Origin of the sequence: Bacillus cereus group sp. BceL291, from assembly GCF_051776705.1 — a bacterium.
GTDB lineage: Bacteria > Bacillota > Bacilli > Bacillales > Bacillaceae_G > Bacillus_A > Bacillus_A cereus.
Genome location: NZ_JBPWAP010000068.1, coordinates 1 through 23,189, shown reverse-complemented (window position 1 = coordinate 23,189; position 23,189 = coordinate 1). Strand labels below are relative to the sequence as shown.

The following is a 23,189-nucleotide window of genomic DNA, read 5'->3' as shown; positions in this document are numbered from 1 at the left end:
TTTGATTCATATTCATAAAAAACACGTCACCCTTTCTCATTAACATAAGAAAATAGTAACGTGCTTTTAACTTCAAAAATAGTCTAAATCCTTAAGTTGATGGATGTGTGGTCATACCCCTTTTTGACGGCGTAAGTCAGAGACGAAATGTTGAAATATCTTGTGTCCTATTCTACAGAATTATGGTAATCTCCAACCTCAACTTATATGCGTGAGCATGCAAAAAGGATCCTATCCGTGAAGGGATCCTTTTTTGCATGCTGTCGCAATTATTGTATATAGACCAGGGATACGTTCTTCGATTCCTTCCGGTGCAGTAGAAGGGAAGAGCCATCTTTGATGAGGTCCGTGTTCTTCAACTAGTTTTTCAATTTTAAAATGTTCTTCCGCGAGTGTTGTAATGATTTCTCCTAACGTCCAGCGACGGATGGTTGTTTTAGGTAGCGATTCTTTCTGTGCTTCTGTAAGAAGGATGCTATAAGCAACATCATCTTCAATTAATTCTTCATCGAAATAATTTCCACTTGCTCGAAATGATGGATGGTCTACTCCTAATAGCTTTGTGTATATTGGATGGTAATCGCGAAGGATAAGTATTCCACCGGGCTTTAGTAGTTGAGAGATTGTTGTGAAAAGTGGTTTTAAATCTAGAAAGTAATGAAGTACACCAAGTTCCAGTAATACGATATCAAATGATTTGGAGAGATTTACATCTAGTACATCAGAAACGATGTAATGAATAGAGACGCCTGCGGCTTCCGCAAGTTCATTTGCATATTTTGCATTACTTGCGGAAATATCAACAACTGTTACGTCAGAGCCTAAAAGGGCGAGTGCGACAGCTTTATTTCCTTTTGAGCCGAGTAAATTAATAATACATTTTCCTTTTGGGGATTTTATGTAAGGTAAATAATGTGCTACTTCGCGCGTGGGATCTTTCATGATTTTTTTCGCATAATCAGCTGGTGCCCCGTGGCGATTCGTCCAAGCTTCATAAGCAGCTGTATTCCAGCTTTTTTCATTTATAGTGCTTAGTTGTTTTTGGTTCAATGTTATCACTCCTTTTGTGAACGTATAGTTATTCGGCAGGGGGATGGGATTTCCTTTTCTTTCTGGATAAAAGTTTGATTTTTCTGTGATTAAGTCGTACAATACTTGTTATACGTAAAAGCGTTGAAAAGGAAAAGTAGGATGAACACATTCTTTCCAGAGAGCTTCGGTAGCTGAGAAGAAGCAAGAATATTCATTTGAACAATGGCCTTTGAGCTTCGTCCTGAACTTATCAAATGATAATAGTAGGCGGCGACGAGAGTTGGTACTCGTTATCAAAACCACAGTATAAGAGCACATAGCTCCGTACTTGTTAAGGCTAATTATGTGAGTAATTGGCGAAATAAGGTGGTACCGCGAGTGTTTATACAGCCCCGCCCTTATCTTTTTTAAGATAAGGGCGGGGCTTTTTATATTTAAAAGGAGGAATGTAAGATGAGTATTTTTATTGGAGGCGCTTGGCCGTATGCAAATGGTTCGTTACACCTTGGCCATATTGCGAGTTTGTTACCTGGAGATATTTTAGCGCGTTATTACAGGGCAAAAGGTGAGAATGTGCTGTATGTTTCAGGGAGTGATTGTAATGGAACACCGATTGCAATTAGAGCAAAACAAGAAGGTGTGACAGCGAAAGAAATTGCTGATAAGTATCATGAAGAGTTCCAGCGATGTTTTCGTAGCCTTGGTTTTACTTATGATTGTTATACACGTACAGATAGTGAGCACCATCATGAAACGGTTCAAAATGTTTTTTTACGTTTATTAGAAGAAGGACATATTTATAAAAAAACAGTGGAACAAGCGTATTGTGAAACGTGTACACAGTTTTTACCGGATCGTTATGTAGAAGGAATATGTCCACATTGCCATGAAGCAGCAAGAGGAGATCAATGCGATGCTTGTTCTGCTATTTTAGATCCTCTCGATTTGTTAGAAAAGAAATGTAAGTTATGTGGTAGTACGCCATCTGTAGAGGAAACAGAGCATTTCTATTTTGCATTGCATACATTTCAGCAGCAAATTAAAAGAGCTGTAGAAATTGCCAAACAAACAGGGACATGGCGCGACAATGCGATTCAACTAACAGAGAGATATGTAAAGGAAGGATTACTAGATAGGGCCGTATCACGTGATTTACCAATTGGGGTACCAATTCCAGTAGAAGGGTATGAAGATAAGAAAATTTACGTATGGATTGAAGCAGTGACAGGCTATTATTCAGCGAGTAAACATTGGGCTGAAGAAACAGGGAAAGATGATCAAGAGTTTTGGGATAGCGAAGCGAAAACATATTATGTGCACGGAAAGGATAATATTCCGTTTCATTCCGTCATTTGGCCAGCGGTATTACTTGGAATAGGGGAGGAAGCAATCCCGCGTCATATCGTTTCGAATGAATATTTAACAGTTGAAAAAAGAAAATTATCTACAAGTAAAAACTGGGCAGTATGGGTGCCTGACATATTAGAACGCTATGATCCAGATTCTATTCGTTACTTTTTAACCGTCAACGCACCAGAAAATCGCGATACTGATTTTTCATGGCGGGAATTTATTTACAGTCATAATAGTGAATTATTAGGTGCATACGGGAACTTTGTGAACCGGACATTAAAGTTTATCGAAAAATATTATGGTGGTATCGTGCCGAAAGGAAGTATTGAGGTAGAGCTGAAAGATAAAGTAGAAGGATTATATAAGCGTGTAGGAGAGGCGATTGAGCAAACTAAATTTAAGGTGGCGCTAGAAACAATATTTGATACAGTACGTTTTGCAAATAAATATTTTGATGAAAAGCAGCCTTGGAAACAAAGAGAAGATGATCCAGTTTCATGTGAAGAAACGATTTATAACTGTGTGTATCTTATCGCTAATTTTGCCCATCTCCTTGAACCATTTTTACCATTTTCAAGTGAAAGAGTTCGAAACACATTGTCGATTGTGAACCGAAATTGGGAACCGCAAAATACGTTGCCAAGTAGAATTGATAGCGTGCAGCCATTATTTGAGCGAATTGATGTAAAACAAATTGAGCATGAGATAGAGAAGCTGTATGGAGCGGTAAAATGAGATAGAGAAAAAGACCTTTCAAGTAAATGAAAGGTCTTTTGTTATGCAGTATGATTCTCTTTCTTATCTTTCAAAAAGAAAAGTACAGCAAGGATTACAAGAATAATAGCTGCAATATCATACGTTATTTTAAATGTAGTATTAAAGTTTAAGTACTCTACGAAAGGAGTTTTCACTGCTCCTGCATATATACAAACGGGAACGAGAAGTAAATCGTAAAATTTCTTTTCTTTCATATATCTTATTAGGAAGAAGATACACATAATAGCAAAAAATACGATGCTTAAAATAGTCATTTATACCTCCAGATAAATTTACTTATTTTAATTGCAGTTATATCTTTTATATAAATTCTGTATTTTTTCAAGCGCTGTGCACGCGATTGTGTTTCCTTTCTTTCCTAGCCGTAAGCAGCTGAGGAGTGAAGATCCCAACCAATATAAAAATAATTCCAATCCACTGCATGAACGTTACGACTTCATGTACAAGTGTAATTGAAGCAATAATAGCAGTTGGTAATTCAGCTGCACCTAATATCGTACTAAGCCCTGTTCCAACCTTTGGTACACCGATTGAAAAACAAATGACAGGTACGACAACACCGAACAAGCCGAGGAAGAAAGCATATTTCCATAGGCCAGCTTGCAAAGCACCGTCTGTTAAAAAGGTTGGCGGAAAGAATAGGCATACGATAAGAGTAGCACTTGTTGTCATAAGAAAGCTTTTCGTATAAGGCGGAACATCCGTAGCGACGCGCCCGCTTGCAAAAACATAGAATGAAAAAGAGACCGCAGCTAATAGCCCAAAGATAATCCCTTTCGTAGAAAAACTTTGTCCGAGGCCTTCAAATACACCACCTGCAAACAATGTACCAGCAAATAAAATAAGGATAGATATGATCTTATCGCGGCTTGGAAATGTTCGATTTGCAATGGCTTCGATAATGACACCAATCCAAGTGAACTGAAAGAGTAGGACGACAGCGATAGATGCGGGTAGTTCTTCTACAGAAATAGCGTAAAAAATCCCAGTCATACTCATTGTTGTTCCGACGGTTAGTAATGAAAAAAATTGTTTTTTTGTTACTTTATGATGTGAAAAGAAAAGAACGAGTAGAAATAGTCCAATCCATCCGAAGACATATTGTCCCCCTAGGAGTTGATGTGCTGAAAATCCATTTATGAATCCGAGTTTGAAAATAGTTGAAAGTATGCCGTAGCTGCAAGCACCGAATAAAACGAGCAATGAATATTTAAACTTTTCCATAAAAAATCCTCCTTTTAAGTAATAAAAAACGCCCGCTATCCAAATAAGGATAACGGGCGAACGAAACAGAGTAAGACACTCTACAAAATTCCGCCACTCACACATGAAGTATGAGTTTGGGGTATGTAATTATAGTGAATGTTACATTGCTTTTGGGAATACAATGGAGCATTTTACACCTTGAGCTGTGTTTTGTATCCCGTAAGGAAACTGATGTTTATCTAATATTTGTTTCACGATATATAATCCAAGACCACTACCTTGTACTAACCCGTGTTTATCAGGATTTGCGCGATAGAAAGGCTCAAATAAATGAGCAAGTTTATCTTCATCAATTTGTGAACCTGTATTTAATACTTCTAATGCGTAACCATTTGGTTTTTCATAAAGCTTTATATATACGTGCTGATGGTCAATTGTATAATGAATTGCATTTGAAATAATGTTAAAAATAGCAGTTTGAATAAATTTAGGATCAGCTAAAATTTGTACGTCGTGTTTAATATTAGATTGTACATTTAATTGTTTTACAGATACAAAGTAATCTACTTTCTTCATAACATCCTCAATAATATTAGATAAAGAAATGACTTCTAAATTCGGTTTAAATTGAGGGTTTTGTATTTTGGATAATTCCGACATTTTTTCCGTTAATATGTTAATGTCTTGCATCATCTCGTAGGAACGTTTCAAATACTTATCTCTATCTTTATAAGCTCCAATTCCGTGAATCATGCCATCTAGTTGTCCCATGACGGCTGCGATTGGTGTTTTTAATTCATGGGACACCATAGACATAAATTCTTTACGAGATTGTTCTAATTGTTGTTCCTTCTTGAGCTCGTTTCTTAAATCTTGATTGCTTGCATGTAAATTCTTCACAATATTTGGTACTTGTGAAGCAGCTACTTGCAAATTAAAATCTGTTTGATCTGTATTTTTGTTAAGTAGCTTTTTATCGGAGAAATCAAGATTCATAATATCTTTTAAAGCATCGCTCATATATTGAAAAGGTTTGGCAATTAGTTTTGTATAAATTAATGATCCGAGTAGTGATAATGCAAGCATTGTCGCGCCAATATGTGGAGCTAATTGCTGCAACGCATCTGCTAACTTTGGATTATCATTTGTATCATTTGTTTTACTTGCTGCATTTTGTGTATGTAAGGCATCATTATTAGCGGCTTTCTTTTCTGCTTCTGTAGGCGGATTAGAAGTGCTATTTTTCCCCGAAAGATTTTGTGTATGTTCTTTTGCCTTTGCAGTTTGGCTAGGCTGCAAAAGGTGATTGATAGCTGTAGAAAGAGATTTATAATCTATAATAGAAGATTGGAAATTAGAAATACTCCCCTTTGACACAGCTTTATTTTGCTTCGTTTTACTTCCGTCGTTTTGCTTATCTGAATCGGCCTGTTCTGTAGTCGGCGTTCCATTTTCTTTCGCAAAACGTTCTTTATCGTAGTTTGAAGCTAGAAAGTAAATAATTTGATAAAGACAAAGTGATAAAAGAATACAAAATAATAAGGTTTTGATGAAAATATTTTTGGTGATGTTGTCTTTGCTACGATTCGATTTTGTAGCCAATGCCTTTCACCGTTTTAATATAAGGAATTCCTAATTTTTTTCTTAAGTTTTTAATATGTGTATCTATAACTCTTACATCACCATAATGTTCATAGCCCCATACCTTATTCAACAAATCACTTCTTGATAATACTTTTCCTCGATTTTGCAGTAAAGTATAAATAATTTCAAATTCTTTTGTTGTCAATTCAATTTGATTACCATGAACATAAGCTGCATATGCTGTAGAGTTTAACATCAATTCATGGAATTGTAGTATAGTTGCAGCTTCTGCTTCCTTCGTTGCTGCCCTTCTTAATACAGCCTCTACACGCTTAATAAATACAGTGTAATGGAACGGTTTCGTAATATAGTCATCAATACCTAACTCAAATCCTTTAATTTCACTTTCTTCATTATGTAAGCCTGTTAACATAATGATTGGTACATCAGATTGTCCTCGCATAATTTTACAAATACTATAGCCATCTATATCTGGTAACATTACATCGAGGAGGACAAGATCGTATGAATTTTTTTGGAAAAGAAGAATACCTTCTGTTCCAGCACCAACTACATCAACTGTAAAGTTTTGTGCCATTAGAAATTCACGAATAAGTTCTTGTATATCTGGGTTGTCTTCAATCACCAGTATATGCGTCATAGTAACACCTCCTAAATAACGCTTTTTACTGCAATATTCGAATTCATCATTTTTCGAGTGACTCAGATTGTTTATACATATAATAAGCCCCCGCTATAAAATAATCATGAAGGTAGCAAGGGGAATAGTTTAGTGTTACTGAATAGTTCAGAATTACAGTAGTTCTATTATAGTATGTATTATAAAATTTATAAAACATTATAACTGTATAATTTTAATATCTACGTTTATCAATGTTTAGATATTAGCTAATCAAATCTATTCCTATTATATATGTAAATACAGTTGTTTTGCTACTGTAAATGAATAAATAAAATAAGCCAAGACATAAAATTCTTGGCTACACATAAATCTTGTTTTTAGGCTATTTTACAGTGACAGTAGCTTGCTGCTGAACGCGCTCAAATAACCAGTGTATATCATTGTTATACATACGAATACAACCAAGTGTTGTCCATTTGCCGATTGCTTGATTATTGTTAGTTCCGTGAATCGCATAAGTTGTTCCGTAAGTTCCTGCCATATTTAATCCGAGCCAACGGTCACCAAGTGGATTACGTGGATCGCCGCCTTTAATTTTGCCTGTATAATAAGGGCGGTTTTTAATTTTATTTACGATTTGAAAAGTGCCTTTAGGTGTAGGTGTTGCAGCTTTTCCAGTAGCGACAGTAAAACTTTTTATAAATTTTCCATCCTGATAATAATCCATTTTATTTAACTGAGTGTCTACGATTAATTGATCTTTCGTTGTAGCTGCCTCTGCACTAGCGAATGGAAGAGTTAAAAATCCTAATGATAATAGTGCGCTTAATAATAATTTTTTCATTGTTATTCTCCTTTTACTATCGTAATAGTCTTACATACAATGAAGTTGTAATCCTCGTAATGCTTTATTTACATTTTCATCTAATGTTTCAAAGAATGTAGTGATTTTGCTGTTGTGTTTGTTGTTATCAATAAGTAATCTTTCATTTAATAAAAGCTCACCACGTAGTCCAAAACTTTGAACTTGAATATTTAGCTCATCTTCATTTTCAGAAATGATTGGTAAGAAATAGTGAAAAGCTTTTGTTGGAATGATGTAGCTTTTGCCAATCATGCTTTCTTGATTTGAATTAATCCATTTTTTCGTGACAATTTTAATATTCTTTTTTGAAACGATAAAAGATAGTGTTGTAGATTTTGTTAAACTTACGTCAAATTCACTTGTTTCACATATTTGTAAATTAAAAACGGTTTCATTTTGATGAGATTCAACATTTGTATTAATAAAATCGTGCATTTTATATGCTTCCATTTCGTATTCACCCTTTTTTCAATTTCGAAAAACGACTTATATTTATTCAAATTAATGCTTAGTCATATATTGGTTAAATTTTTCAACAAATTCCGATATAATCTTACAATACGTATATGAAGCTAATATGAAGTTAGCATGAGTTTGTGATGGTTTTTTATTGAGAACAAAATAAGAGAGCTTTTTTAGTGCTAAAAAATGGATAAAATCTGCATGTTATTAATGCGTCTTTTCGCTATTTCGACTTGGAAAATAATTTTTACTATTTAATAAAGAACGAAAATCATTAGTGTGACCCTTACAAAAATGTAATAAAAATGTAAGCTATTGTGATAGTTATTTCGACAATTTTTTTATACAATAATAGTAAGAAGTTGTACGTGATTGAAAGGAGAGATGACATGGAATGGATTCATGAATTATTTCAGCAATACGGGTATTATGTTGTACTTGTCGGCTTGCTGTTAGAATATATTGCACTTCCGTTTCCGGGAGAGCCAACATTAGCATATGCGGGATTTTTAGCACATAAGGGTGATTTAAGTTTACCGATTTTAATTATTCTATCCTTTATTGGGACAAGTGTAGGAATGACGATTCAATACTTTTTAGGAAATAAATTAGGTATGCCTTTCATTCAAAAGTATGGGAAATACGTATTTTTAACACAAAGAAAAATTGACTTAACGAGAATGTGGTTTGATAAGTATGGGTACTTCCTAATTTTTATTGGTTTCTTTATTCCTGGTGTACGTCATTTCACAGGATACTTTGCAGGAATTATTAATTTACCATTCCGTCGTTTTGCCATTACAATTTATTCAGGCGCTCTATTTTGGGTATCATTCTTCTTAATCGGTGGTTACTGGTTAGGTGGAAACTTACATGATATCTTTGGAGTGCTAGAAGATCATATCGGTAAAATCATTTTTGGAGTTATTGTGATTGTAGCGGTTACGTTGGGTATTCGTTTCCGTAAGCAGTTAAAACGAGTATTATTACAAAACGCAAGTTAATATGAAATCCATTCTATGTCAGAATTTAGGAAGGCAGTGCAAAAGCACTGCCTTTTTTATTTTATTTTTAAGACTATGTTTAATGCACATTTTACATTCTTTATAGGAATTTGATACAGGATAAGAAATAAGTATTTTGTCAATTATTATAGTCGTAATGACAATTATAATTGACAAATATAAGGATATTATTTACAATTTTAATTAAATAAATGAAAAAGAGGGAAGACATGAAGCTTCAAAATCGAGTGAGGGAATTGCGAGCAAAGCATCGTTTATCACAAGGGGATTTAGGGAAAGCGATTGGATCATCACGGCAAACGATTAGTTTAATTGAGCGTGGGGATTATGCACCATCTATCGTATTGTCGTTAAAAATCGCACAAATTTTCAATGTACCGGTGGAGGAAATATTTACGTTAGTAGAGGGGGAAGAGGACGATGAAGAGTAAGCGAAAAAAACAATTTGATTCTGTGGGGAAAATAGCATTAAGTATGATAGGAGGATTTTTAACGTCTTATATAGCTTTAAATTTACTCTCGGATGAACCGAGAAAATTATCATCCAATACATTTATAGGTATATGTACTATTTTTGGAATTTTAATGATGTACTATACTTGGAAGAATACACGTATGTTAGCAGAGGCACGCGATGAAGAAGAGAGCGTACAAGGCAGAAAATTAGGCATTATAAGTATATATTTACGTGTAGGTGATATAGTTACGCAGGCATGGTTTGTATATGCAGTTATTACATGTAGACGTGCACTGTTGCAGGATACAAATGTTTCATTTGCGGTGTGGAATTTAGTAGCTTCTATTGCTTGTTTAACTACTGTAGTAATTATTGGACTCATAACAAAAAATCGTTATAATAAGCTATATCCTGAACAAGGTGTAACGTATATGGAATCTATGAAAATGTGGACGAAAAATGCAGATGAAGGATTAAAGCACATTGTGCATGAGGCTGGATATAAAGCATATGAATTTACGAATACAATATTGGCATATGTATGGTGGGCTGCTGTTATATATACAGCTGCTAGTAATATCGATTTTGTATTAATTGGCTTAATCTCATTTATTTGGATATTGCATCTTGGGAAGTTCATGTACGAAATGCAGAGGAAAATGATTTATTAAGGGGAGAAAAAGGTGGATATTTTAAGAAGGCCAGCTGGCTCAATGACAGTGGCGTTAATTCTGTCCATTTTATACGGAGTAATCCGAACTGGGAAATTAGAAGTAATTTTGAACCTATGGGCAATAGTTGGAATTTCATTATTAGTGTTAGCCATTCATGAGCTAGGACATGTAGTATTTGGTGTAATAGGTGGTTTAACATTTAAATTTATGACAGTAGGACCCATTACTATTCAAAAAGAAAAGGGAAAATTACGCATTCGAGAAAATAAATTATGTGCTTACTTTGGAGGCGTTGCAACACTAGTACCACCTTCTATAGAGACACCGAATCTTTCGAAAAAATGGGCGTGGCTCACTTTAGGTGGACCAATTACGAGTTTACTGTTTGGTATTACTTCCGGTTACATATACATGGTGAGTTATTATCAATATCTTTTATATTTTTCCTTTTTCCATTTTGCAATCTTTGCGGTTACAATTGTGCCGATAAAAGGAACGCTTATGAGTGATGGGATGCAATTTCTTATTTTAATTAAAGATGATGAAAGAGCTAGAAATCATTTATATGAGATTCAAATATCGAGTGAGTTATTTAGTTATAAAAGACCGAAAGATTGGGATGAAAGATTAGTAGAATTGAGTGAGGAGAAAATAAAAGACAATAAAGGGATAAGAGAGATAATGAGTAGACTTATGCTTGTCTTTTTTGCTCGTGCAGATCAAGAGGGAATGGAAAGAGCGATACCGTATATAGAAAGAATTGTTCAACTACCTGTAACGAAAGAAAATAAGTTTTTCGTTAGCAGTTTTCATAGTTGGTATCTTTTATATAAAGCCCTTTATCAGATGGATAGTCTTTCTTTGCAAGAAGCAAAGGAACATGCAAAGGCTATTACAAAAATGGACTTAAACGGATATTATCGTACACAAGGAATTATCAAATATTTAGAGAATGATCTAGAAGCTTCCCATACTTATATGAAGAAAGCTGATAAAGAATTAAAGAGCGCCGAGAAGAGTGAGATTGGATATTTACAATTAGAAAGAGAATGGTTTGAGCAGTTGAAGGTGAGGGTATCTTACGATGGATGAGGTATCCTCTTTTTTATATGTCATCTTATGCCGTTCCATAAATAGCCTGGGGCGAGTAAAATGAGATAAGAAGAGCAAAGCTTGGAGGAAGTAAATATGGAAATTTTATCAATTATTTTGATAGTCTTGCTCATTTATGTTGTTTTTAAAGTGGCATATGTAGCATTAAAGGTACTCGCGATCCTATTAATTATCTTTTTAATCGTAGAGTTCGGCAGTAAGTTGCTTGGGGGATAGGGTATATTGTGCGTTTCGAGTGTCGAAGGTTGTCGTTAAATCGATATCTTGTGTTGAACCGTTGATATAATGAAAAAATCGTTGATATAAGTGGAGAAATGATCGATATATTTGAAAAATCGTTGATATATTTTAGTGAATACGAAGTGGGGTATGTGGAAAAGAAGTTGCCGTTGGGTAGCTTCTTTTTATTGTAGTGGCAGGGTATAGAGCATAAATAGGTTGCCGGAAATTGCCGGTAAGTCGATATCCTGTGTCGAACGGTCGATATAATGAAAAAATCGCTGATATATATGGAGAATCGCTGATATAATCCGGTTGGTACTGGATGGGGTATGTGAGAAAGAAGTTGCTGTGAGGGCAACTTCTTTTTATCGTGATGCGGGGTATGCAAACCAACATAAAAAAGCTGGAAGAGTATCTTCCAGCTTAAGAGTTACTTTCAATTTGACGACCGCTATCTTCTTCAGTGTCTTGTAATAGGTTGAATACGTCTGCTAGGCAGAATGCAATGAACCAAGTCCATAGACCGTGGAAGAAAGCTGAGCTTAATTGAAGTGGTAATGTATAGTTTGTCATTGAGTAGGAAATACATCCACCAACGATTCCGATCATTGTTAATAACATTGTTTTTTGAGCATTTTCTTCTGGATTGAAGAGGAAGTAAATGTATCCGCCTAAAATTGAAGCGCTTACAAGCGTTTCGATTCCATTAAAGATGATATTCTCTCCAAGCTGAGTGTTTGTCCAGAAGCAGATTGTTCCGCCGATAATAGCAAACAGGACAGCTATTGTATATCGTATATATTGATTCATATGTTCATCTCCCTATGTAATAAGATGATTTGGAAGTCAAAAAGGTAGGTATAGTATATTGAAGTGAGTTTTAATTGTACGTATCTTTTTATAAAAAGATCATTGAAGAGTAACTAAGATGATCGGTTGTTTAAACCGTTACGTGTATGGTGTCTGAAATATACCCGACTGCTCGTTTCTTTTTGCTTGTAAAATAAGAGAAACTTCCAAGTCTATATACTCTTTTTTTTGTGAGTCTGCTTTCATTATAACACATTTAGGGACATAATAATAGAATTATCTGATTTTGTAATAAGTGTAAAAAATAAAAAGCGTAAGGAAATACCATTAACGGTGCAGTTTAGTGGAAGAAGGATTTTAATTTATTATGATGAAATATGTAATCAAGGTGAGATCTAAGAATGAGGCTTAAATACTATAAAAAATGTTTTATAGCATGAATGTAAGGGAGGAGAGCTAACTTGGAGTTCACAACAGAAAGATTAATAATTAGACCTTTTAAGAGTACTGATTTACAGGATGTATTTGCTATTTATAATAGTGATGATACATGTAAGTTCCTATTACATAATAAGTGGACTCATGAAGACATGCAGAAAAGATTTAATAAGAAGCTAGCAAATAATGTACTTACTAAAGAAACAATATTAAGTTTGGCAGTTATATACAAAACTAAAGTAGTTGGTGATTTATCCGTATGGTACACAAATATGAAAGACACTGTTGAGATTGGTTATAGTTTTGCAAAGGAAGTAGCTGGGAGAGGTTTGGCAACAGAAGCAGTAAGTAGTTTGGTATTGAAATTATTTAATGAATGTAATGTACATCGTATACAGGCTAATCTTGATGCACGTAATACAGCTTCACAAAAATTGTGTGAACGAATAGGCATGAGAAAGGAAGCCCATTTCATACAAGATTTTTGGAATAAAGAGGAATGGACAGATAGTATTGTATATGGAATGCTATCCTCCGATTTGTAGTAATAAACTTAGTGATTTTATTATGCTAAAAGGTACGTTAGTTGAATAACAAAGGGCATAACATATTATATATGACTAATATGTTATGCCCTTTAATTTATTAACTTGTTTTATATGCGTTTGAAACGGCCGACAATTTCAACTGTTTCAGTAATGTTCATAAATGCTTTGTTATCCACTTGACGGATAATACGTTTCATTTCGCCTAACTCATAGCGAGTCACGACAGTGTAAATCATTTTTTTCTTATGGTTTGTATAGCCGCCGACAGCGTCTACCATTGTCACCCCGCGTATGCCGTGATGTAGTAGTGCGCTTTTTATTTCCTCGCCTTTTTCTGTAATAGTCATTATCGTTAATTTAATATGTTTCGTATGCACAGCGTCGATAACTTTGCTGACTACAAATCGACTAATTAACGTATAAAGTGTAATATCCCATCCGAAAATAAAACCTGCTGCTACAAGTAAGATTAAGTTGAATACAAATATGATTGCTCCAATTGAAACATCTCGATATTTCGCTACAATCAATCCGACAACATCAAAACCACCTGTTGAAGAAGCAAATCGGAATATAATTCCTGAAGCCGCTCCGCAGATAACACCACCGAATACAGAAGAAAGTAAAATATCGTCTGAAACTTGGTGTACCGGGATAATGTTCATCGCTAACGATGATACAGCTACAAAGTACGCTGTTAAAAAGGTTGTCTTCTTTCCTAAGTAAAAGTGACTTAAAATAAGAAGAGGAATGTTTAGTAAAAAGATAAGTGCACCGATATTGTAGTGCATTAAATAACCGATAATCATCCCTACACCAGCGAATCCACCGCTAATCATATTATGCGGGATAAAAAACATATTCATAGAAATTGCATACAAAATAGAAGCTATAAAAATAACAACCAACTGTATCATAAATTCTAAGTGAAATGTTTTAGCTGCTGGGAAGGATAAAAAGGCGGTGTCGGGAACGTAATCGGCGTCTCCTAGTTGACCCATAGTATGTTTCATCTCCATATTCATTTTTGATTACAAGAAGAGAATAAAGGTTTTTTCAAAAACTGGCAATAGTTTTATTATAATGCAAAAATTTTATAAATTTCTAATAAATCAAGCCTATTCATTGATGTGTGTGAATATGCTAAAGAAAGCGAATACAACGTTTCTTAATTATTGTTTTCTTGAGAAAATATGCAAAATACTTTTTTTGAAAATAAAAGGAAATAGAGAATATTTGCCCGATGTGCTAAAATGACCTTATTAAGGATGTGAAGCGATGGAATTTTTATTGCAGGATGCAATTCTATATATATCGTTTGTAACGACAGCACTTTGTTTATTAGAAGTTTTCTTCCTTGCTAATGTTTCTCGCTTTGTGCGTCAACAAGCATCAAGCGGTAGACAAAGAGCTTTTGCGTTAGTTGATACATGTGAAGATAGTGCGGGAAATGTACCGCTATTTTCAATTTTTTATAAATATGGAATGATTCGTTCTGTACGCAGACAAGAATCAAGTGAAGAGAATGATGAGGTTGGTCCGTATACACCAATGTTTCGCTAAATAATTACGAAACATTGGAGGAATGAACATGTTAAAATCATACCGAGCTGCGCTCATTAGTTTATCAGTAGTACTTGTTTTTGTTTTATCTGGCTGCAGTAATGCAGGCACAATTGATTCACATAGTACGGGAATATGGAACCATTATTTCGTATATCCAATCTCGTATATGATTCAATTTGTTGCTCATCATATACCGGGAGCTAGCTTCGGGGTTGCTATCATTATTATGACGCTCGTTATTCGTTCAGCCATGATTCCATTAGCTGTTTCACAATATCGCAGCCAAGCGAAAATGAAGAAAATGCAACCTGAATTGCAGAAGCTAAAGAAAAAATACGGTGATGTAAGCAAAGACCTTGAAAAACAAAAGCAGTATCAAAAAGAAATGTCAGAACTAATGAAATCAGGCGGTTGGAATCCACTTGCTGGTTGCTGGCCAATTTTTATACAAATGCCGATTTTCTCTGCTTTGTATTATGCGATTAGCAGAACGGAAGAGATTCGCACATCTTCGTTTTTATGGGTGAACCTAGGACATGCAGATCCATATCATATATTACCGATTATTGCAGCGTTAACGACATTTATTCAGATGAAAGTTTTCCAATCGAATATTACACCTGGAGAACAAGTACAGATGCTAAAGATGCAGCAAATTATGATGCCAGCAATGATTCTATTTATGGGGTTTGCGGCGCCATCAGGACTTGTGTTGTACTGGATAACAGGTAACTTATTTACAATGACACAAACAATTGTATTAAGAAAAATAATGGAACGTGAAGAGTTACAATTACAAAAAGCATAGAGAAACGCCGCTCATTACGAGCGGTGTTTTTTATTTGAATCGTTAAGGAAATTTTAAGAAACCAATATTACTATTGGCGTTGTATACGAAAGTGTACATGCTTTAGAAATATGAAGGAGGAAATTTCCTATGAAGAAGAAAACAGTTGGTTATTTAGCGATTGCAGGTGCTTTATCATTCGGAATCATTGGAGGAGTCGGTGTTCCGGCATTCGCGGCAACAAATACTCCAACAGCTGAGCAAGCGACAAAAACAGTGAAAAAAGATTTAGATGACGCTACAAAACAAAAAGTAAAAACGATTATGGACGATACAAAGAAACAGTTACAGGAACTAGGTGTAAAGCTTCCGGAGAAAGAGAAGCGTAAAGACATGTTTGCAGGATTAGATGAACAGGCGAAAGAAAAAGCGAAGTCAATTTTAGAGCAAGAGAAATCCGGAAAACTAACACGTGAACAAGCAAAAGAGGAATTAACAAAGTTAGGCGTAAAAATGCCGGAGAAAGGTAAGCGTGGAGACATGTTTGCTAACTTAGATGAGCAGGCGAAAGAGAAAGCGAAGTCGATTTTAGAGCAAAAGAAATCTGGAAAATTAACGCATGAGCAAGCAAAAGAGGAATTAACAAAGCTAGGCGTGAAAATGCCGGAGAAAGGTAAACATGGAGACATGTTTGCTAACTTAGATGAACAGGAAAAAGCAAAAGCAAAGTCAATTTTAGAGCAAAAGAAATCTGGAAAATTAACGCATGAGCAAGCAAAAGAAGAATTAACAAAATTAGGTGTGAAACTTCCAGAGAAAGAGAAGCATGAAGACATCTTTGCAGGATTAGATGAAGCAACAAAAGCAAAAGCGATTTTAGACAATGAAAAGAAACAATTAGAGGCATTGAATGTTGATTTACCGCACCATAAGTTTTTTATGAAAAAAGATGAGAAATAATTGAATGAAGTCGTATCTTTCGTGTGGGCAACCGAAAGGTACAGGCGTGAGGGGGGCTTTCTTTTGAAAGACCTCCTTTTACTGTTGGCGTTTTTTGTTGGTAAATCGATATATTTTGAAAATCGCCGATATAATTTGAGTTGTGGTCAATATATTTGAAAAATCGCTGATATAATTTTTACAGCTACACTGCTCCAAAGATACGAGGGAATTAGAGAAATATTACAGCTTCTGTTATAATATAAGAAGATAAATATTTCCTATGTTATATAAAAAATATATTGATTTTTTCTAACAATTCAATATAATGAACAATAACTACAAAATTCGACATCAAGAAGTGATGATGAGGACACGATCAATTTTTTACGATTTCCAGAGAGGGAAGCCTTTGGCTGTGAGCTTCCTAATACGGAAAAATAGATTACCACCTCTGAACTGCAGCAGTGAACGAGCATCTAGTAATTGCTTGCCGGCAAAAACCGTTATTTAGACTTGAGAAATTGGTGAAGTGTATTACTTTACGAATTGAAACAAGGGTGGAACCACGAATACAACACTCGTCCCTTTTTTAGGGAGGAGTGTTTTTTTATTTCATTTTTGCATCACACTAGGATTGGAAGGAGGATACGCAGCATGCATCATGATGAGAAGAACAAAATTGGTTTAACAGTAGCACTTTCTATCGTAGTAGGAACGATTATTGGATCTGGTGTGTTTATGAAACCAGGGAGCGTATTAGATTACTCGGGGAGTTCTAATATGGCCATTCTTGCTTGGGTAATTGGTGGCCTGTTGACGCTAGCAAGTGGTTTAACAGTAGCTGAAATTGGAGCGCAAATCCCGAAAAATGGTGGGTTGTATACGTATTTAGAGGAGATTTACGGAAGTTTTTGGGGATATTTATCAGGTTGGATGCAAACAATTGTTTATGGACCTGCTATTATCGGAACATTAGGTTTATACTTTAGTTCTTTAGTGATTAATTTTTTCTATTTAGATAAAGTGTGGAATTTACCAATCGCAATTGGAACGGTTGTGTTCCTTGGCGTTGTAAATAGTATGGGAACAAAATACGGAGGTATCGTTCAAACAATCACGACAATTGGGAAGATGATTCCGATTGTGTTAATTGTTGTGCTAGGTTTCTGGAAAGGGAATAGCGATATTTTTAACGTAGTTGTGCCGATATCGGAAAATCAAAGTATCGGTATGGCAATTTTAGCAACGTTATTTGCTTATGACGGCTGGATTTTACTTGCTTCGATTGGTGGAGAAATGAAGAATCCAACAAAGTTATTACCGAAAGCAATGACAGTAGGGATTTTAATCGTAACGGCTGCTTACGTATTAATTAACTTGGCATTATTAAATGTATTACCAGCAGCGAAAATTGTAGACCTTGGAGAAAATGCAACAGCGACAGCTGCAGGCATGTTACTTGGAGAATATGGCGGAAAAATTATTAGTATCGGTATTATCGTTTCTATTTTCGGCTGTTTAAATGGAAAGATTTTAACGTTCCCACGTATCCCAATGTCTATGGCAGAGCGTGGACAACTTCCATTTTCTAAGTTTATTGCAAAGGAAAGTCCGAGATTTAAAACACCAGCAAATGCGATTACTGTTGAAATCATTTTAGGAATTATTTTAATGATTATTAGTGATCCAAATAAGCTATCTGAGATTTCCGTATTCATTATTTATATTTTCTATGTAATGACGTTTATTGGTGTCTTCATTTTAAGAAAACGTAATAAGAATAAAGAGCGTGCATATAGTGTACCGTTATTCCCAATCGTACCAATCGTAGCGATTTTAGGTTCGTTCTTTGTAATTGGTAGTGCGATTATTAACGATCCAGTAAGTTGTTTCTTATCGATTGGAATTGTATTTACGGGACTTCCGGTGTATTGGTATTTAAATAAGAAGAATAAAACTAGTGTTTAATAATTAGAAGGCAGGCGTATCATACGCCTGTTTTTTTATTGTAAAAAAATTGTACTTGCGTCCATTTTTCGTTTAGGTTACTATAGCGGTAGTAACCTAAAAAGAAAGTGTGGGGAAAGTCTTGGATTTTCGTGTGTATATTTTAGCTATCGCGGCTTTCGTAGTCGGAACGGTTGAGCTAATTATAGGAGGAACGCTTGATTTAGTTGCCAATGATTTAGGAGTATCGATTAGCGCAGCTGGTCAGCTTATAACCGTATATTCGGTAGTATTTGCTTTGTCAGGTCCAGTTTTATTAGCTTTAACAGGGAAGTTTGAAAGAAAAAAATTATATATTGGGGCATTATCGATTTTTTTAATCGGAAATATCATTTCAGCATGTAGTGTGAATTACGGAATGTTAATGCTCTCAAGGGTCATTTGTGCAGCGGGTGGTTCATTAATTATTGCGTTATCTGTAACACTTGCTTCTAGCGTTGTAGAACCGCATTTTCGTGCGCGTGCAATTGGAATCATTTTCATGGGGATTAGTGGATCACTTGTACTTGGAGTACCGCTTGGCCTTGTACTCGGAAATGCATATGGATGGCGTGCACCATTTGTACTCATTTCAATCTTAACAGTTATGGCAATCGCTTGTATTTCATTATTCTTAACGAAAGTACCACCGACATCGGTATTATCAATAAGAGAACAACTTGCTACGTTAAAAGATAAAAAAATCGTAAGTGCACAGTTAACATCATTCTTATTTTTAACGGGTCATTTAACACTATATGCATATTTAACACCATTTTTAAAAGATGTTATGCATGTGGAAGCGAATTGGATTAGTGTATTTTATTTCATCTTCGGAATCGCAGCAGTAATTGGGGGCGGATTCGGAGGCTGGCTTGCGGATAAATGGGGATCGAAGAAAAGTATTATCTCAATTATTATCGTATTTGCGTGTGCGATCTTCCTATTGCCGATGATGACATTCTCATTCCCACTGTTCATTATTATGATGGGAATTTGGAGTATGCTGAGCTGGGCGATTTCACCAGCGCAACAAAACTATTTAATTGAAATTGCACCAGAATCAGCTGGTATTCAGCAAAGTTTAAATAACTCTGCCCTTCACTTAGGAATTGCACTTGGTTCAACAGTAGGCGGAGTTGTTATTGAAAAATCATCTGTTATATATAACGCTTGGGTAGGCGGTGGCTTTATTATATTAGCTCTGCTTTGTGCGATTTTCTCGATTACAAGAGGACGTTCTACTCAGTTCGTGAAAGAAGAATCTATCGTTTGATAGGTTCTTTTTTTATTTGTAAAAAATTACAGGTTTTAGTAGATGTATGGAGAACGTTGTATATAGCGAGGTGATGGATATGTATACGAATTTTTCAATTATTGGTCTTCTAATTTCAATGCTCCCTTTGTTTCTTATTATTTTTGCACTTAGATGGGTTCGTTTCATCTATCAAAATTCAGAGAAACAAGTGGAGCAAAATGAGAAAATCATTGAGCTGTTGATGGAGATAAAGGAACAAAACGAAAAGGAGTCTAAGTGAAAAACTAGACTCCTTTTTATTATTTAATTAGTATCTTAATTTCATTAACAAACTCTTAATTTCCTCATCTTCCATAAAGAGGTCATGGTGTTTCTGGGTAATCTTTGCAAGTGCAACGTCATGATAGAAAAATTCTGTAAAGAACTTTACGAATGGTTGTGACATTGTTTTCATTGCTTGCCATGACTCTTGTTCTACGCCAGCAAATAAAATTTCACGATCGTCAACGATGAGTAGCAAGTAGCGCTCTAATGCATTAGGTTCTTCAGCCGGGATTAGAAAATGCATGTTTTCTAAGTCTGTTTCTACTTTTCCAACAATAAGGGATTCAATTTGAACACCTTGTTTTGCTTTTTCTTCTAGTAAAGGAAGATATTCTAAAAGAGTATCATTCCAAGCTGAAATACGGATTGATTCTTTTGCACTTTCAATGAGTTCCTTACTTTGAACTCGAATAGAAGATTGCATTTTTAAGCTCCACACACGGTCATCTGTAAATGATTTTTTGGATATATTTGTTTCCAGTTCTTTAATATTTGATTGGAATTCTGTCGTTAATTTTTCAATTGCTAGCTTTAGTGGTAATGCTGTATACAGTTTTTTCTTTTCTGAAACAGAATCCATTACCATTCCTTTATCGATTAGGCGTGCTAGCACTTCATATATTTTTGCTTTTGGAACACCTGAATGCTTCACAATCGTTGTAGCATCTAATGGTTCATTGCTTGATACGACAACTTCATAAGCTTGGCTTTCATATTGTGAGAAACCGAATTTTTGTAACATAGTTCCCTCCGAACGAATGAGATTATATTTTAAGGATAATGAACTATTTGTTTTTGCACAAGTGGTAGTCCGTTTTCTAATTGTATTAAGGTGAGAATTAATTTCAATTTTTTAATTTTATCTATTATACTTAATATAATGATTAATAAGATTTTAATTTAATGCGAAGGGGATGCTGGGGGGAAGATGTTAAGAAGTTTACGTTTAAAAATTGCGGTAGTGTTTTCAGTTCTTATTTCTATGATGTTCGTAATATTGGGTACAGCTGTGTATCAATTACAGAAAGAAAAGGAAGTGCGTTCCTTAGACGAGTATTCTCAAAATGCGATGGATCTTGTAACAGAGCAACTTACGACATTTGTTCAAAGAACGGATGAAGATATGGGGTATTACGCGAACAGTGAGATGATTCGTAATATACTTCAAGGTGGGGTTACTCCAGAAGAGGAAGCGTTTTTAACGAAAGAGTTTGCGGAGTATAAAAAGAATCATCCTGGTATTTTAGATTTATATATTGGTACGAAAGATAAAAAAACATTAAGTGCCAATCTTGCTGAAGGTGGGCAAGTGCCAGAAGGATACGATCCAACGACAAGACCATGGTATAAAGATTCAGAGGCTGATGTAAAAAAGGTCCACTGGGGACAACCTTCTTATGAAATTGCAACAGGAAAGTTAAGTGTAGGTGTTTCTAAAGCAATTACAGCTCAAGATGGATCTGTATTAGGCGTTGTTGCGATGGATGTATCGCTTGGGACGATTCAGAAGTTGCTTCACAATATTCAATACAATAATGACGGAGAAATGTTTATTATAAATGATAAAAATATGGCTCTTGTTTATCCAGAAAAGATAGGAAAAGATGTTTCTAAAGAGCCACTTATAAAGAGCTTAAATAAAGAGGTAACAAAATATGCGGTCAGTACAATAAAAGGTGAAGATGTAGTTGTTTACAGTCAATCATTTGATACGATGAAATGGACGATAGGAATCTTTTATCCGAAAGAAACGATCGATGGGCTATTAAATAGTACGAGAAATACAGTTATTATAATGGCATGTATTAGTTTATTAGTTGGAATCGTAGCTTCCTACTTGTTCTCAAGAAGATTAGCAAGACCACTGCAACTATTAAAGAATCACGTGCAAAAAGTAGCAGAAGGCGATTTAACGCTGCGAATGAAAGTGACAAGTAAAGATGAAGTTGGAGAGTTGACTAAGCACTTTAATGATATGGTTGAACAAATGAATGAAATGGTAAGTAAAATTAAAAACAGCGTATCAACGGTGCAACAATCAACGAATAGTTTACATTACTTAACGAATGAAACAGTAGCGGCTAGTAGAGAAGTTTCAGGAGCAATGGATGATGTGAGTGGAGGAGCCTCTACGCTTGCGAATGGTGTGGATGAAGTTTCAGCTCAGCTCGAGAATATGGCGGAGTCAGTGGAACAAATGAATAGCTCCGTTGGTGAAATAAAAGGAGTGGCTGGCAAAGCGGAAGAGGCATCTAAGCAAGGATTAAATACAATGAGGAATTTAATCCGTACGAGGGGACAATCATCTTCGATTGTTGTTCATACAGAAGAAGCATCGGATAAGTTAGAACAAAGAGTTGGATCGATTCAAAATGTTGTTGAGCTTATAAAAGGCATTTCGGATCAAACAAATTTACTTGCTTTAAATGCATCGATTGAAGCTGCCCGTGCAGGTGAGCAAGGTAAGGGATTTGCGGTTGTTGCTGAAGAGGTTCGGAAATTAGCGGAACAATCAAAAGAGGCAACCGGAGAAATCACAACGATGATTGGTGATGTACAATTAGAAGTAAAAAGGGTTGTAGAAGTTGTAAGTAAATTGAAAGACATTGCAGATGTACAAAATAAAGTGACGACAGAGGCGGAAATGGAGTTCCGCACAATTATGTCAGTTGTAAATACGATTAGTACTTCAGTTGAAAAAATTGTAGAAGAGGTACATAACATAGGTTACGAGCAAGGGGAAATTACAGCGGTAATGCATACAATTGCTGGTACGAGTCAAGAAAGTGCAGCTGTTTCTGAAGAGGTACATGCTGCAACGGAATCACAGGTGAATCATTTAGAAAAGGTAGCTCACACGATGGAAAGTTTGACAGAACATATGAGAGATTTAGAAAGATTAGTCGAGCAGTTTAAAGTGGAAGAGTAACATATTAGTAAAATGATGAGGATTTCGGTAAAATAGACAATGGATATATAAGAAACGATTATAGGAGGAAGACTACTATGGCGTGCGAGACGTTCTCGATTAAGTAATGCGCAAGCATAAGCGACAACGAGGACTGTTCTAGATTGTAGAAACAACAAAAACAATTAAGAGCAGGATAACTGTTCAGA

At 35.2% G+C, this 23,189-nt stretch carries 24 protein-coding genes and 2 other annotated features; of the genes, 14 read left to right on the top strand and 10 right to left on the bottom strand.

Features of this window, described 5'->3' with window-relative positions; all coding sequences use genetic code 11:
* Positions 1 to 231: 231 nt before the first annotated feature.
* Positions 232 to 1,050 carry a class I SAM-dependent methyltransferase gene (locus ACS2CR_RS27680; RefSeq protein WP_048568698.1) on the bottom strand — a complete coding sequence of 273 codons (819 nt, stop codon included), beginning with the start codon at positions 1,048 to 1,050 and terminating at the stop codon, positions 232 to 234.
* A 114-nt stretch (positions 1,051 to 1,164) separates the two neighbouring features.
* Positions 1,165 to 1,435: a binding site (T-box leader), on the top strand.
* 50 nt (positions 1,436 to 1,485) lie between these two features.
* On the opposite strand from ACS2CR_RS27680, the gene metG reads away from it, so the two are divergent.
* Positions 1,486 to 3,120, top strand: coding sequence for a methionine--tRNA ligase (gene metG / locus ACS2CR_RS27675; protein WP_000021560.1), 1,635 nt, complete (start codon positions 1,486 to 1,488; stop codon positions 3,118 to 3,120).
* A 41-nt stretch (positions 3,121 to 3,161) separates the two neighbouring features.
* Here the strand turns inward: metG and ACS2CR_RS27670 are convergent, their stop codons facing one another.
* The 6 genes from ACS2CR_RS27670 to ACS2CR_RS27645 form a co-directional block, all read right to left on the bottom strand.
* A complete protein-coding gene (locus ACS2CR_RS27670; protein WP_000154132.1) occupies positions 3,162 to 3,416 on the bottom strand; it encodes a hypothetical protein in 255 nt (84 codons plus the stop codon).
* 67 nt (positions 3,417 to 3,483) lie between these two features.
* Positions 3,484 to 4,386: an EamA family transporter gene (locus tag ACS2CR_RS27665; RefSeq protein ID WP_048568696.1), complete on the bottom strand. Its 903-nt coding sequence runs from the start codon at positions 4,384 to 4,386 to the stop codon at positions 3,484 to 3,486.
* A gap of 141 nt (positions 4,387 to 4,527) precedes the next feature.
* On the bottom strand, positions 4,528 to 5,970 hold the full coding sequence (locus tag ACS2CR_RS27660; protein WP_048568695.1) for a sensor histidine kinase: 1,443 nt from the start codon (positions 5,968 to 5,970) through the stop codon (positions 4,528 to 4,530).
* A complete protein-coding gene (locus ACS2CR_RS27655; RefSeq protein ID WP_000148833.1) occupies positions 5,948 to 6,613 on the bottom strand; it encodes a response regulator transcription factor in 666 nt (221 codons plus the stop codon). The genes ACS2CR_RS27660 and ACS2CR_RS27655 overlap by 23 nt, the downstream gene beginning before the upstream one ends.
* A 364-nt stretch (positions 6,614 to 6,977) precedes the next feature.
* On the bottom strand, positions 6,978 to 7,439 hold the full coding sequence (locus ACS2CR_RS27650) for a L,D-transpeptidase (protein ID WP_000735058.1): 462 nt from the start codon (positions 7,437 to 7,439) through the stop codon (positions 6,978 to 6,980).
* Between the two features lie 30 nt (positions 7,440 to 7,469).
* Positions 7,470 to 7,910 carry a DUF3978 family protein gene (locus tag ACS2CR_RS27645; protein ID WP_000388768.1) on the bottom strand — a complete coding sequence of 147 codons (441 nt, stop codon included), beginning with the start codon at positions 7,908 to 7,910 and terminating at the stop codon, positions 7,470 to 7,472.
* Positions 7,911 to 8,311: 401 nt separating this feature from the next.
* On the opposite strand from ACS2CR_RS27645, the gene ACS2CR_RS27640 reads away from it, so the two are divergent.
* The 5 genes from ACS2CR_RS27640 (at position 8,312) to ACS2CR_RS27620 (ending at position 11,407) form a co-directional block, all read left to right on the top strand.
* Complete coding sequence (locus ACS2CR_RS27640; protein ID WP_000454752.1) at positions 8,312 to 8,926, top strand: DedA family protein; 615 nt, start codon at positions 8,312 to 8,314, stop codon at positions 8,924 to 8,926.
* A 230-nt stretch (positions 8,927 to 9,156) separates the two neighbouring features.
* Positions 9,157 to 9,378 carry a helix-turn-helix transcriptional regulator gene (locus tag ACS2CR_RS27635; protein WP_000776168.1) on the top strand — a complete coding sequence of 74 codons (222 nt, stop codon included), beginning with the start codon at positions 9,157 to 9,159 and terminating at the stop codon, positions 9,376 to 9,378.
* Positions 9,368 to 10,075 carry a DUF3169 family protein gene (locus tag ACS2CR_RS27630; protein ID WP_000837712.1) on the top strand — a complete coding sequence of 236 codons (708 nt, stop codon included), beginning with the start codon at positions 9,368 to 9,370 and terminating at the stop codon, positions 10,073 to 10,075. Before ACS2CR_RS27635 ends, ACS2CR_RS27630 begins: the two co-directional genes overlap by 11 nt.
* Before the next feature lie 42 nt (positions 10,076 to 10,117).
* On the top strand, positions 10,118 to 11,170 hold the full coding sequence (locus tag ACS2CR_RS27625; RefSeq protein ID WP_053514390.1) for a cytochrome c oxidase subunit II: 1,053 nt from the start codon (positions 10,118 to 10,120) through the stop codon (positions 11,168 to 11,170).
* A gap of 96 nt (positions 11,171 to 11,266) precedes the next feature.
* Positions 11,267 to 11,407 carry a DUF3985 family protein gene (locus tag ACS2CR_RS27620; protein ID WP_053514363.1) on the top strand — a complete coding sequence of 47 codons (141 nt, stop codon included), beginning with the start codon at positions 11,267 to 11,269 and terminating at the stop codon, positions 11,405 to 11,407.
* Positions 11,408 to 11,836: 429 nt separating this feature from the next.
* On the opposite strand, the gene ACS2CR_RS27615 is transcribed toward ACS2CR_RS27620, so the two are convergent.
* Positions 11,837 to 12,223 (bottom strand): DUF3938 domain-containing protein, encoded by a 387-nt coding sequence (locus ACS2CR_RS27615; protein WP_001077776.1) that lies wholly within the window; start codon positions 12,221 to 12,223, stop codon positions 11,837 to 11,839.
* A 461-nt stretch (positions 12,224 to 12,684) separates the two neighbouring features.
* Here ACS2CR_RS27615 and ACS2CR_RS27610 point away from each other — a divergent pair, with 461 nt between their 5' ends.
* On the top strand, positions 12,685 to 13,206 hold the full coding sequence (locus tag ACS2CR_RS27610; RefSeq protein WP_000397306.1) for a GNAT family N-acetyltransferase: 522 nt from the start codon (positions 12,685 to 12,687) through the stop codon (positions 13,204 to 13,206).
* 110 nt (positions 13,207 to 13,316) lie between these two features.
* On the opposite strand, the gene ACS2CR_RS27605 is transcribed toward ACS2CR_RS27610, so the two are convergent.
* Positions 13,317 to 14,210 (bottom strand): YitT family protein, encoded by an 894-nt coding sequence (locus ACS2CR_RS27605; RefSeq protein WP_000530044.1) that lies wholly within the window; start codon positions 14,208 to 14,210, stop codon positions 13,317 to 13,319.
* 277 nt (positions 14,211 to 14,487) lie between these two features.
* Here ACS2CR_RS27605 and ACS2CR_RS27600 point away from each other — a divergent pair, with 277 nt between their 5' ends.
* The 6 genes from ACS2CR_RS27600 to ACS2CR_RS27575 all read left to right on the top strand — a co-directional run bounded on the left by ACS2CR_RS27600 (position 14,488) and on the right by ACS2CR_RS27575 (position 20,028).
* Complete coding sequence (locus ACS2CR_RS27600) at positions 14,488 to 14,772, top strand: hypothetical protein (RefSeq protein ID WP_000394930.1); 285 nt, start codon at positions 14,488 to 14,490, stop codon at positions 14,770 to 14,772.
* Between the two features lie 28 nt (positions 14,773 to 14,800).
* Positions 14,801 to 15,583: a membrane protein insertase YidC gene (locus ACS2CR_RS27595; RefSeq protein WP_000920519.1), complete on the top strand. Its 783-nt coding sequence runs from the start codon at positions 14,801 to 14,803 to the stop codon at positions 15,581 to 15,583.
* Positions 15,584 to 15,712: 129 nt separating this feature from the next.
* Complete coding sequence (locus ACS2CR_RS27590) at positions 15,713 to 16,522, top strand: hypothetical protein (protein WP_438906102.1); 810 nt, start codon at positions 15,713 to 15,715, stop codon at positions 16,520 to 16,522.
* 334 nt (positions 16,523 to 16,856) lie between these two features.
* Positions 16,857 to 17,093 (top strand) — a binding site (T-box leader).
* A 65-nt stretch (positions 17,094 to 17,158) separates the two neighbouring features.
* A complete protein-coding gene (locus ACS2CR_RS27585) occupies positions 17,159 to 18,472 on the top strand; it encodes an APC family permease (RefSeq protein WP_053514364.1) in 1,314 nt (437 codons plus the stop codon).
* 109 nt (positions 18,473 to 18,581) lie between these two features.
* Positions 18,582 to 19,766, top strand: a complete 1,185-nt coding sequence (locus tag ACS2CR_RS27580; protein ID WP_140159947.1) for an MFS transporter — start codon at positions 18,582 to 18,584, stop codon at positions 19,764 to 19,766.
* Positions 19,767 to 19,845: 79 nt separating this feature from the next.
* Positions 19,846 to 20,028 carry a hypothetical protein gene (locus ACS2CR_RS27575; RefSeq protein ID WP_000288471.1) on the top strand — a complete coding sequence of 61 codons (183 nt, stop codon included), beginning with the start codon at positions 19,846 to 19,848 and terminating at the stop codon, positions 20,026 to 20,028.
* A 27-nt stretch (positions 20,029 to 20,055) separates the two neighbouring features.
* On the opposite strand, the gene ACS2CR_RS27570 is transcribed toward ACS2CR_RS27575, so the two are convergent.
* Complete coding sequence (locus ACS2CR_RS27570; RefSeq protein ID WP_053514366.1) at positions 20,056 to 20,814, bottom strand: TrmB family transcriptional regulator; 759 nt, start codon at positions 20,812 to 20,814, stop codon at positions 20,056 to 20,058.
* 186 nt (positions 20,815 to 21,000) lie between these two features.
* On the opposite strand from ACS2CR_RS27570, the gene ACS2CR_RS27565 reads away from it, so the two are divergent.
* The gene (locus ACS2CR_RS27565; RefSeq protein ID WP_000946354.1) at positions 21,001 to 23,001 is read left to right on the top strand and encodes a methyl-accepting chemotaxis protein; all 2,001 of its coding nucleotides are present in this window, start codon (positions 21,001 to 21,003) and stop codon (positions 22,999 to 23,001) included.
* The last annotated feature ends 188 nt before the right edge of the window (positions 23,002 to 23,189 follow it).

What these genes read in the sequence shown, in the direction of transcription:
- metG (WP_000021560.1), top strand. Translation starts at nt 1,486, where the DNA reads ATGAGTATTTTTATTGGAGGCGCTTGGCCGTATGCAAATGGTTCGTTA.
- ACS2CR_RS27670 (WP_000154132.1), bottom strand. Translation starts at nt 3,416, where the DNA reads ATGACTATTTTAAGCATCGTATTTTTTGCTATTATGTGTATCTTCTTC.
- ACS2CR_RS27665 (WP_048568696.1), bottom strand. Translation starts at nt 4,386, where the DNA reads ATGGAAAAGTTTAAATATTCATTGCTCGTTTTATTCGGTGCTTGCAGC.
- ACS2CR_RS27655 (WP_000148833.1), bottom strand. Translation starts at nt 6,613, where the DNA reads ATGACGCATATACTGGTGATTGAAGACAACCCAGATATACAAGAACTT.
- ACS2CR_RS27650 (WP_000735058.1), bottom strand. Translation starts at nt 7,439, where the DNA reads ATGAAAAAATTATTATTAAGCGCACTATTATCATTAGGATTTTTAACT.
- ACS2CR_RS27645 (WP_000388768.1), bottom strand. Translation starts at nt 7,910, where the DNA reads ATGGAAGCATATAAAATGCACGATTTTATTAATACAAATGTTGAATCT.
- ACS2CR_RS27640 (WP_000454752.1), top strand. Translation starts at nt 8,312, where the DNA reads ATGGAATGGATTCATGAATTATTTCAGCAATACGGGTATTATGTTGTA.
- ACS2CR_RS27635 (WP_000776168.1), top strand. Translation starts at nt 9,157, where the DNA reads ATGAAGCTTCAAAATCGAGTGAGGGAATTGCGAGCAAAGCATCGTTTA.
- ACS2CR_RS27630 (WP_000837712.1), top strand. Translation starts at nt 9,368, where the DNA reads ATGAAGAGTAAGCGAAAAAAACAATTTGATTCTGTGGGGAAAATAGCA.
- ACS2CR_RS27625 (WP_053514390.1), top strand. Translation starts at nt 10,118, where the DNA reads ATGACAGTGGCGTTAATTCTGTCCATTTTATACGGAGTAATCCGAACT.
- ACS2CR_RS27620 (WP_053514363.1), top strand. Translation starts at nt 11,267, where the DNA reads ATGGAAATTTTATCAATTATTTTGATAGTCTTGCTCATTTATGTTGTT.
- ACS2CR_RS27615 (WP_001077776.1), bottom strand. Translation starts at nt 12,223, where the DNA reads ATGAATCAATATATACGATATACAATAGCTGTCCTGTTTGCTATTATC.
- ACS2CR_RS27605 (WP_000530044.1), bottom strand. Translation starts at nt 14,210, where the DNA reads ATGGGTCAACTAGGAGACGCCGATTACGTTCCCGACACCGCCTTTTTA.
- ACS2CR_RS27600 (WP_000394930.1), top strand. Translation starts at nt 14,488, where the DNA reads ATGGAATTTTTATTGCAGGATGCAATTCTATATATATCGTTTGTAACG.
- ACS2CR_RS27595 (WP_000920519.1), top strand. Translation starts at nt 14,801, where the DNA reads ATGTTAAAATCATACCGAGCTGCGCTCATTAGTTTATCAGTAGTACTT.
- ACS2CR_RS27590 (WP_438906102.1), top strand. Translation starts at nt 15,713, where the DNA reads ATGAAGAAGAAAACAGTTGGTTATTTAGCGATTGCAGGTGCTTTATCA.
- ACS2CR_RS27585 (WP_053514364.1), top strand. Translation starts at nt 17,159, where the DNA reads ATGCATCATGATGAGAAGAACAAAATTGGTTTAACAGTAGCACTTTCT.
- ACS2CR_RS27575 (WP_000288471.1), top strand. Translation starts at nt 19,846, where the DNA reads ATGTATACGAATTTTTCAATTATTGGTCTTCTAATTTCAATGCTCCCT.
- ACS2CR_RS27570 (WP_053514366.1), bottom strand. Translation starts at nt 20,814, where the DNA reads ATGTTACAAAAATTCGGTTTCTCACAATATGAAAGCCAAGCTTATGAA.
- ACS2CR_RS27565 (WP_000946354.1), top strand. Translation starts at nt 21,001, where the DNA reads ATGTTAAGAAGTTTACGTTTAAAAATTGCGGTAGTGTTTTCAGTTCTT.